We start from the raw sequence: 8,454 nt of genomic DNA on the forward strand, positions 1-8,454 counted from the left end.
AAGTAACTTTGACAGATACAGTTGGCTTTATCCAAGATTTGCCGACAGAGTTGGTATCCAGTTTCAAGTCAACCTTGGAAGAAAGTAAGCATGTTGATCTTCTGGTTCATGTTATCGATGCCAGCAATCCTTACCACGAAGAGCATGAAAAAACAGTTCTGTCCATCATGAAAGACCTGGATATGGAAGATATTCCTCGCCTGACCCTGTATAATAAAGCGGATTTGGTGGAAGATTTCACGCCTACCCAAACGCCTTATGCCCTCATTTCTGCCAAGTCTGAGGATAGTCGTGAGAATTTGCAGGCTTTGTTTTTAGAGAAAATCAAGAATATTTTTGAATCTTTTACCCTGCGCGTGCCTTTTTCAAAGTCTTACAAGATTCATGATTTAGAAAGTGTTGCGATTCTTGAAGAACGTGATTATCAGGAAGACGGCGAAGTCATTACAGGCTACATTTCCGAGAAAAATAAATGGAGGTTAGACGAATTTTATGACTGATATCAAAACCTTAGCTCTAAAATATGGGGGCTATACAAGTCTGGATAAGGTCTATCTGGATCAACTTCTAGCTGGTAGAACAGAGCAAGAGCAGTTGGCACTGATCACTCCTCCGCCTAGCGTGGTCAATGCCTACTTTGCTGAACTCTACCAGAAAAAGAGTCCTGAGGCTGCGACGGATTATTTTGCGGAACTCAGTCAGGAACTGAATCTTTACAATACTGAGCCAAGTTTCACCCTAGAAAATAAGCCCTTTGTTCGGCTTAATCTGTCTGGTAAATCCTTTGGTTTCTGCTATGAGAGTGAGGGTCTTGGTCGAATTTTCTCTGAAAATGAGGAGAAGATTTCAGATGACTTGCTCTTTGAAATTGCGCAAATTTTTCCCCATCAACTAGTCTTTGAAGAGTCTGGTAAGATTTACATGAAGGCTGTCGGAGATGAGGAAGTTGTTAGTGTGGAGAGTCTCACAGCTTTGACTGATTTGGAAAGCTTGGCTGATGGTCGCAAGCGTCTTAAAGGCTACAGCCAAGAGGAGTTATTACAAGAAGCTACTGCTTTTTCTGGCAAGCGCTATTTCCGATCGGAAAACCGCACAGCCATGTTATATATTGATTAATTAGAAAGTATCGAATGGATATTCAATTTTTAGGAACGGGGGCTGGTCAGCCCTCTAAAGCCCGCAACGTTTCCAGTCTCGCCCTGAAACTCTTGGACGAGATTAACGAAGTCTGGCTCTTTGACTGTGGAGAAGGTACGCAAAATCGCATTCTGGAAACCACAATTCGACCACGTAAGGTCAGCAAAATCTTTATCACCCATCTGCATGGAGACCACATTTTTGGCCTGCCAGGTTTCCTTTCTAGCCGTGCTTTTCAGGCCAATGAAGAGCAGACAGATTTGGACATCTACGGACCTCAAGGGATCAAGTCTTTTGTCTTAACCAGTCTACGTGTGTCAGGTTCTCGTCTGCCTTATCGCATTCATTTTCATGAGTTTGACCAAGATTCTCTAGGAAAAATCCTTGAGACTGATAAATTCACGGTGTATGCAGAAGAGCTGGACCACACTATTTTCTGTGTTGGTTATCGTGTCATACAAAAGGACCTAGAAGGAACGCTGGATGCTGAAAAACTCAAGGCTGCTGGTGTCCCATTTGGCCCACTTTTTGGAAAAATTAAAAACGGTCAGGACGTTATTCTTGAAGACGGTACTGAAATCAAGGCAGCAGACTATATCTCAGCTCCCCGTCCGGGTAAGATTATCACCATTCTGGGTGACACCCGCAAAACTAGTGCTAGTGTGCGTCTGGCTGTCAATGCTGATGTCCTGGTTCATGAATCGACTTATGGCAAGGGCGATGAAATAATTGCTCGTAATCATGGTCACTCTACTAACATGCAAGCTGCACAAGTAGCGGTAGAAGCAGGTGCTAAACGCCTCTTACTCAACCACATCAGTGCTCGTTTTCTCTCAAAAGATATCAGCAAACTCAAGAAAGACGCTGCTAGTGTCTTTGAAAACGTCCATGTGGTCAAAGACTTGGAAGAGGTGGAAATCTAAAAGATTGAGAAAGGATAAGTATGCCTACTATTCTTATTACAGGAGCTAGCGGTGGTCTAGCCCAAGAAATGGTCAAACTTTTACCAGAAGACCAGCTCATCTTGCTTGGTCGAGATAAGGAAAAATTAGCTCAACTCTACGGAAATCATCCCCATGCAGAATTAATTGAAATCGACATTACCGATGATTCAGCCCTAGAAACTCTGGTAGCAGACCTCTATCTCCGCTATGGCAAGATTGATGTCTTGATTAACAACGCTGGTTACGGGATTTTTGAGGAATTTGACCAGATTTCCGACCAAGACATTCACCAGATGTTTGAGGTCAATGCCTTTGCTCTGATGAATCTGTCTCGTCGCCTTGCGGCTCGAATGAAGGAAAGTCGAAAAGGCCATATCATCAATATTGTTAGCATGGCAGGTTTGATTGCTACTGGTAAGTCTAGTCTCTACTCTGCTACCAAGTTTGCGGCCATTGGTTTTTCAAATGCTCTGCGTCTCGAACTTATGCCCTATGGAGTCCATGTGACAACAGTCAATCCAGGACCAATCCGCACAGGATTTTTTGACCAAGCTGACCCAGATGGAACCTATCTCAAGTCGGTTGATCGCTTTCTCTTAGAACCAGATGCAGTAGCTAAAAAGATTGTCAAGATTATAGGAAAAAACAAACGAGAACTTAATCTACCAATATTGTTGAACCTAGCCCATAAGTTTTATAGTATTTTTCCCAAGCTAGCTGATAAGCTGGCAGGGGAGACTTTTAATTATAAATAAAAAGAACCAATGTGCAGGTTGTTGCTAGCCTACATATTGGTTCTTATTATTTCTCAACTATTAAACTGGACTTCTTCTAGTAGATAGTCGATAAAGCGTTCGCCCATCTTGGATAGGCTGGTTTTTTCATGCTGGATATAGACTAGCTCAATAGAGTCGTCAATATCCAATGGGATAGAAACGATATTGTCTCCGTTGAGGTTGCTGTTCAAAATCCCTGTCGCAATGGTATAACCATCTAAACCAATCAAGAGATTAAAGAGGGTGGCACGGTCACTGACCACGATAGATTTTTTGTGGTATTCCTGCGAGAGAATCTCTTCAGAGAAGTAGAAGGAGTTGTGAGTTCCTTGGTCATAGCTGAGATAAGGGAAGTTTTCCAAATCAGACAGTTTGACCTTGTCTTTCTTTGCCAGAGGATTGGTCTTGCTGACAAAGATATGGGGTTGGGCTGTGAAGAGATGGTGAGCCAGCAGGTGGTTGTCATCCAGCATCTTGGTTAAAACATCACGATTGTAGCTGTTCAAAAATAGGACACCGACCTCACTACGGAAGTTCTTGACGTCGTCGATAATCTCCCAAGTCCGAGTTTCACGAAGGAAGAGCTCGTATTTCTCCATATCACTTTTCTTGAGCAGAGAGACAAAGGCATTGACCACAAAGGCATAGTGCTGGGATGAAACGCTAAAAAGTTCACGGTGGGCGACAGGATTTTTATAACGTTCCTCTAGAAGCTGAGTTTGCTCGACAACCTGACGGGCATAAGATAGAAACTCCATCCCATCACGGGTCAAGGTAATGCCCTTGGGATTGCGGATAAAGATTTCAATGCCCATTTCATTTTCCAAATCTCTCACTGCATTGGAAAGACTTGGCTGAGTGATAAAGAGTTGCTTGGCTGCCTCATTCATGGAGCCAGTTTCGACGATTTTGATAATATAGTGTAATTGTTGAATTCTCATGTTTTTATTGTACCACACTTGCGTCAGAATCGCCAAAGAAGATAGGAAAATCAGGAGCATTGTGTGAGTCTCTTCTTGAAAAAAAGACAAAATTTTGCTAGAATGAGTCTTATGAAAACATTCTATGATGTGCAGCAATTCCTCAAACGATTTGGTATTATTGTTTACATGGGAAAACGCTTATATGATATTGAACTGATGAAGTTGGAACTCTCTCGGATTTATGACGCAGGGTTGATGGACAAATTAGACTATCTAGAAGCAGAAGCGGTTCTTCGCAGAGAGCACAAGGTGGAATTGGATTATATTGAGAAAAATGGAGAAAAGAATTAATGGTTACTTGGATTTTGTGGATACTTATACTAGCAATGTTAGCGTGGATGGGCTTTAACTATCTTCGTATTCGCCGTGCAGCTAAGATTGTGGACAATGCAGAGTTTGAGGCCTTGATTCGAACTGGCCAATTAATTGATTTGCGCGACCCAGCTGAATTCCATAGAAAACATATCCTTGGTGCCCGCAATATTCCTTCAAGTCAGTTGAAGACTAGTCTTGCAGCCCTTCGTAAGGATAAACCTGTCCTTCTTTATGAAAACCAACGTGCGCAACGTGTGACAAATGCAGCCCTTTACTTGAAAAAACAAGGTTTTTCTGAGATTTATATCCTTTCTTATGGCTTGGATTCTTGGAAAGGGAAAGTGAAGACTAGCTAATCTTATTTCAAAAGCAGTTGAATGATAGGATGAAGCTATTGTTTTATACCATAATTAATTTGTATAAAATTTAAGGAGTTCTTAGAACATGAAAGAAAAGAAGAAAAATCCACTTTTTCTGGGTATCTTGTCGATTATTCTTGGTTTGTTATTTTCGTGGGGGGGTATTGGTTTAAGTATTACCAGTTTATTGTATGCTAACTCACTTCAAAAAGAATCTGGACTTGATTATAAAACAGAAAAAATTATAGCTATAGTAGGCATTGTTCTTTCTGCTCTAAACTGGATTATTGGAATTATCTTACACATATGAGTTAAAGAAGATTAAAAAAGCTTTATTTTTAAAGCTTTTTTATTTTATCGACTCATCTCTAAATAGTTTTTAATGATCTCTAATTCTTCTGGATTCAAGTGACGATATTGACCTTCTCCTAGTTTTGGGTCTAAAGTGAAATCACCGAATTGAACTCGTTTTAGAGCAGTGACCTTAACACCAACCGATAGGAACATTTTCTTGACCTGATGAAATTTTCCTTCTGAAATGGTGATGGAGGCTTGACTGAGGGAAGGACTTGCAGATAGAATCTCTAGTCTTGCAGGTTTACAGATAGTGCCATCTAAAAAGACAATTCCCTTTTGAAAGGCTTGGATATGGTCAGGTGTCAGAAGTCCATTAACCTCAACTTGGTAGGTCTTATCGACATGATATTGGGGATGGAGGAGTTGAAAGCCCAAGGGACCGTTGTCAGTCAAGAGGAGGAGTCCCGTCGTATCTCGGTCCAGTCGGCCGACGGCATAGAGCTTGTCAGACTGGATGTCAGGTGACAGAAGGTCCATGACGGTTTGGAGTTCCTTGTCTTTGTTGGCTGTAACGACACCAGTAGGCTTATGAAGCATAAGATAGGTGTGCTCATAACCTCGAATGATTCGGTCCTGAAAAAAGAGTTCTTGTAGTCCTGTATCGATATTTTGGGCTAGGGAGCGGGTTGGGCAACCATCGACTAAAATTTCTCCTTTTAGTAAGGCTTGTTTCATGGCCTTTCGACTGATTTTTTCTTGGGCTAATAAATTATCTAAACGCATACTGTGCTTATCTTATCATAAGTCGCTTGCTTTGAAAAGGCTTGACGTGAAAAGAAAAGCAGAGTGAAAACATTTACACTTGCTTGAATTATGTTATTTACTTGAAATTATGGTATAATCGTTCAGTTAGAAAATAAATTTTGAATATTATAGAGGAAATCATGACAAAATTAAGAGAAGATATCCGTAACATTGCGATTATCGCCCACGTTGACCACGGTAAAACAACCCTCGTTGATGAATTATTGAAACAATCAGAAACGCTTGATGCACGTACTGAATTGGCTGAGCGTGCTATGGACTCAAACGATATCGAGAAAGAGCGTGGAATTACCATCCTTGCTAAAAATACAGCCGTTGCCTACAACGGAACTCGTATCAACATCATGGACACACCAGGACACGCGGACTTCGGTGGAGAAGTTGAGCGTATCATGAAAATGGTTGACGGTGTTGTCTTGGTCGTAGATGCCTACGAAGGAACCATGCCACAAACTCGTTTCGTATTGAAAAAAGCCTTGGAACAAGACCTTGTCCCAATCGTGGTTGTTAACAAAATCGACAAACCATCAGCTCGTCCAGCAGAAGTAGTGGACGAAGTCTTGGAACTTTTCATCGAGCTTGGTGCAGATGACGATCAGCTTGACTTCCCAGTGGTGTATGCTTCAGCGATCAACGGAACTTCTTCATTGTCAGATGATCCAGCTGATCAAGAAACTACTATGGCACCAATCTTTGATACCATTATCGACCATATCCCAGCTCCAGTAGATAACTCAGATGAGCCTTTGCAGTTCCAAGTGTCACTTTTGGACTACAATGACTTCGTTGGACGTATCGGTATCGGTCGTGTCTTCCGTGGTACTGTTAAGGTTGGGGACCAAGTTACCCTTTCTAAACTTGATGGCACAACTAAAAACTTCCGTGTTACAAAACTCTTCGGTTTCTTTGGTTTGGAACGTCGTGAAATCCAGGAAGCTAAAGCGGGTGACTTGATTGCCGTTTCTGGTATGGAAGATATCTTTGTCGGGGAAACCATTACTCCGACAGATGCAATCGAAGCTCTTCCCATCCTACACATCGATGAGCCAACTCTTCAAATGACTTTCTTGGTCAACAACTCACCATTTGCTGGTAAAGAAGGTAAATGGGTGACTTCTCGTAAGGTGGAAGAACGTTTGCAGGCCGAATTGCAAACAGACGTTTCCCTTCGTGTTGACCCAACTGATTCACCAGATAAATGGACTGTTTCAGGACGTGGAGAATTGCACTTGTCAATCCTTATCGAAACAATGCGCCGTGAGGGATATGAACTTCAAGTATCTCGCCCAGAAGTTATCGTAAAAGAAATCGACGGTGTTAAATGTGAACCATTTGAACGTGTTCAAATCGACACTCCAGAAGAATACCAAGGATCTGTTATCCAAAGCCTTTCTGAACGTAAGGGTGAAATGTTGGATATGATTTCAACTGGTAATGGTCAAACTCGTTTGGTCTTCCTTGTTCCAGCGCGTGGTTTGATTGGATACTCAACTGAGTTCTTGTCAATGACTCGTGGTTACGGTATCATGAACCATACCTTCGACCAATACTTGCCATTGATTCCAGGTGAAATTGGTGGACGTCACCGTGGTGCCCTTGTTTCTATCGATGCTGGTAAGGCTACAACTTACTCAATCATGTCTATCGAAGAACGTGGTACGATCTTTGTTAACCCAGGTACTGAGGTTTATGAAGGAATGATCATCGGTGAAAACTCTCGTGAAAATGACTTGACAGTTAACATCACTAAGGCAAAACAAATGACTAACGTTCGTTCAGCTACTAAGGACCAAACAGCTGTTATCAAGACACCTCGTATCTTGACACTTGAAGAGTCTCTTGAGTTCTTGAACGACGATGAGTACATGGAAGTAACGCCTGAGTCTATCCGTTTGCGTAAACAAATCCTTAACAAGGCAGAGCGTGAGAAAGCTAACAAGAAGAAAAAATCAGCTGAATAAGAGCTAGAAAGAGATAAAAATGGTTTATTTAATCATAGGACTCCTCTTATTACTACTCTATGTATTTGCGACACCAGAAAGCATTAAAGGGACAGTCAATATCGTACTTGTCGTCTTTGCTTTCGTAGCACTTTTGATTTTGCTCATGCTGTCTGTCCTGCAAATCTTTCAGCTACCGACAGAATTCTTTATCGCAGTCGCCATGCTCTTCCTAGCATACTTTAGCTTGCGAGATATTACACTCATGTCGGTCAGTAAAAGTAAAAGAAGATAAAAGAGAGTTTAGGCTCTCTTTTTTGTAGAAATTTTACAATAGTTCGAATTGTTTTTTTACTATAACATCATCTTTTTTTCTTGGATAATATGAAGGGAAAAAACTGGAATAAAATTCGTTAATGACATCTATTTTTTAGGAAAATGTAAAACTTCATTACTAATGATATCTTAGTACAATATGTTGACAGGTTATATAGAAAGTGATATATTTATGTTATAAGAAACCGATTTCAAAATAAGAAAGAATTAAATTTATACTCAATGAAAATCAAAGAGCAAACTAGAAAACTAGCCGCAGGCTGCTCAAAGCACTGCTTTGAGGTTGTAGATAAGACTGACGAAGTCAGCTCAAAACACTGTTTTGAGGTTGTGGATAGAACTGACGAAGTCAGTAACCATATCTACGGCAAGGCGACGTTGACGCGGTTTGAAGAGATTTTTGAAGAGTATTATTGTCTTGTTGTTCAGGGTGTGATGGATTAAATTAGGAAAATAATTCTAAGGATTTATAAAAGATAAAATCTTTTTCTATAGGGTTATTCTCTTATACAAGGAGTCTACTATGAAGAAACTATTCATAT

General features: G+C 40.9%; 11 protein-coding genes and 1 pseudogene. 10 read left to right on the top strand and 2 right to left on the bottom strand.

Annotated features, from left to right (window positions below; all coding sequences use genetic code 11):
- The 4 genes and pseudogenes from RWM06_RS08770 to RWM06_RS08785 all read left to right on the top strand — a co-directional run.
- Nucleotides 1-500 (top strand): annotated as a pseudogene (locus RWM06_RS08770) (GTPase HflX); the annotation flags it as partial.
- On the top strand, nt 493-1,116 hold the full coding sequence (locus tag RWM06_RS08775) for a cystathionine beta-lyase (protein ID WP_313970845.1): 624 nt from the start codon (nt 493-495) through the stop codon (nt 1,114-1,116). The pseudogene RWM06_RS08770 and the gene RWM06_RS08775, both read left to right, overlap by 8 nt.
- A gap of 14 nt (nt 1,117-1,130) precedes the next feature.
- Nucleotides 1,131-2,060 carry a ribonuclease Z gene (rnz, locus tag RWM06_RS08780; protein WP_313970846.1) on the top strand — a complete coding sequence of 310 codons (930 nt, stop codon included), beginning with the start codon at nt 1,131-1,133 and terminating at the stop codon, nt 2,058-2,060.
- Between the two features lie 20 nt (nt 2,061-2,080).
- Nucleotides 2,081-2,836: an SDR family oxidoreductase gene (locus RWM06_RS08785; RefSeq protein ID WP_313970847.1), complete on the top strand. Its 756-nt coding sequence runs from the start codon at nt 2,081-2,083 to the stop codon at nt 2,834-2,836.
- 53 nt (nt 2,837-2,889) lie between these two features.
- On the opposite strand, the gene RWM06_RS08790 is transcribed toward RWM06_RS08785, so the two are convergent.
- Nucleotides 2,890-3,798 (bottom strand): LysR family transcriptional regulator, encoded by a 909-nt coding sequence (locus RWM06_RS08790; RefSeq protein ID WP_153222809.1) that lies wholly within the window; start codon nt 3,796-3,798, stop codon nt 2,890-2,892.
- Nucleotides 3,799-3,861: 63 nt separating this feature from the next.
- Between RWM06_RS08790 and RWM06_RS08795 the strand changes: the two genes are divergently transcribed.
- From RWM06_RS08795 to RWM06_RS08805, 3 genes are all read left to right on the top strand, one after another.
- The gene (locus RWM06_RS08795; RefSeq protein WP_000051782.1) at nt 3,862-4,131 is read left to right on the top strand and encodes a YqgQ family protein; all 270 of its coding nucleotides are present in this window, start codon (nt 3,862-3,864) and stop codon (nt 4,129-4,131) included.
- Complete coding sequence (locus tag RWM06_RS08800) at nt 4,131-4,511, top strand: rhodanese-like domain-containing protein (protein WP_313970848.1); 381 nt, start codon at nt 4,131-4,133, stop codon at nt 4,509-4,511. Before RWM06_RS08795 ends, RWM06_RS08800 begins: the two co-directional genes overlap by 1 nt.
- Before the next feature lie 88 nt (nt 4,512-4,599).
- The gene (locus tag RWM06_RS08805) at nt 4,600-4,824 is read left to right on the top strand and encodes a DUF4190 domain-containing protein (protein ID WP_313970849.1); all 225 of its coding nucleotides are present in this window, start codon (nt 4,600-4,602) and stop codon (nt 4,822-4,824) included.
- 44 nt (nt 4,825-4,868) lie between these two features.
- Here RWM06_RS08805 and RWM06_RS08810 read toward each other — a convergent pair whose 3' ends face one another.
- Entirely contained in the window at nt 4,869-5,594 is a 726-nt protein-coding gene (locus RWM06_RS08810) for a 16S rRNA pseudouridine(516) synthase (protein ID WP_313970850.1), read from the bottom strand.
- A gap of 161 nt (nt 5,595-5,755) precedes the next feature.
- Between RWM06_RS08810 and typA the strand changes: the two genes are divergently transcribed.
- The 3 genes from typA (at nt 5,756) to RWM06_RS08825 (ending at nt 8,356) form a co-directional block, all read left to right on the top strand.
- Nucleotides 5,756-7,597 carry a translational GTPase TypA gene (gene typA / locus RWM06_RS08815; RefSeq protein WP_033684034.1) on the top strand — a complete coding sequence of 614 codons (1,842 nt, stop codon included), beginning with the start codon at nt 5,756-5,758 and terminating at the stop codon, nt 7,595-7,597.
- A gap of 19 nt (nt 7,598-7,616) precedes the next feature.
- Complete coding sequence (locus RWM06_RS08820) at nt 7,617-7,871, top strand: DUF3165 family protein (protein ID WP_261073244.1); 255 nt, start codon at nt 7,617-7,619, stop codon at nt 7,869-7,871.
- A 263-nt stretch (nt 7,872-8,134) separates the two neighbouring features.
- Complete coding sequence (locus tag RWM06_RS08825) at nt 8,135-8,356, top strand: hypothetical protein (protein ID WP_313970851.1); 222 nt, start codon at nt 8,135-8,137, stop codon at nt 8,354-8,356.
- The last annotated feature ends 98 nt before the right edge of the window (nt 8,357-8,454 follow it).

The organism is uncultured Streptococcus sp., assembly GCF_963516575.1.
Taxonomy (GTDB): Bacteria; Bacillota; Bacilli; order Lactobacillales; family Streptococcaceae; genus Streptococcus.

Bases quoted from the DNA above. Each gene is read 5' to 3' on its own strand.
- RWM06_RS08775 (WP_313970845.1), top strand. From the start codon at position 493: ATGACTGATATCAAAACCTTAGCTCTAAAATATGGGGGCTATACAAGT.
- rnz (WP_313970846.1), top strand. From the start codon at position 1,131: ATGGATATTCAATTTTTAGGAACGGGGGCTGGTCAGCCCTCTAAAGCC.
- RWM06_RS08785 (WP_313970847.1), top strand. From the start codon at position 2,081: ATGCCTACTATTCTTATTACAGGAGCTAGCGGTGGTCTAGCCCAAGAA.
- RWM06_RS08790 (WP_153222809.1), bottom strand. From the start codon at position 3,798: ATGAGAATTCAACAATTACACTATATTATCAAAATCGTCGAAACTGGC.
- RWM06_RS08800 (WP_313970848.1), top strand. From the start codon at position 4,131: ATGGTTACTTGGATTTTGTGGATACTTATACTAGCAATGTTAGCGTGG.
- RWM06_RS08805 (WP_313970849.1), top strand. From the start codon at position 4,600: ATGAAAGAAAAGAAGAAAAATCCACTTTTTCTGGGTATCTTGTCGATT.
- RWM06_RS08810 (WP_313970850.1), bottom strand. From the start codon at position 5,594: ATGCGTTTAGATAATTTATTAGCCCAAGAAAAAATCAGTCGAAAGGCC.
- typA (WP_033684034.1), top strand. From the start codon at position 5,756: ATGACAAAATTAAGAGAAGATATCCGTAACATTGCGATTATCGCCCAC.
- RWM06_RS08820 (WP_261073244.1), top strand. From the start codon at position 7,617: ATGGTTTATTTAATCATAGGACTCCTCTTATTACTACTCTATGTATTT.
- RWM06_RS08825 (WP_313970851.1), top strand. From the start codon at position 8,135: ATGAAAATCAAAGAGCAAACTAGAAAACTAGCCGCAGGCTGCTCAAAG.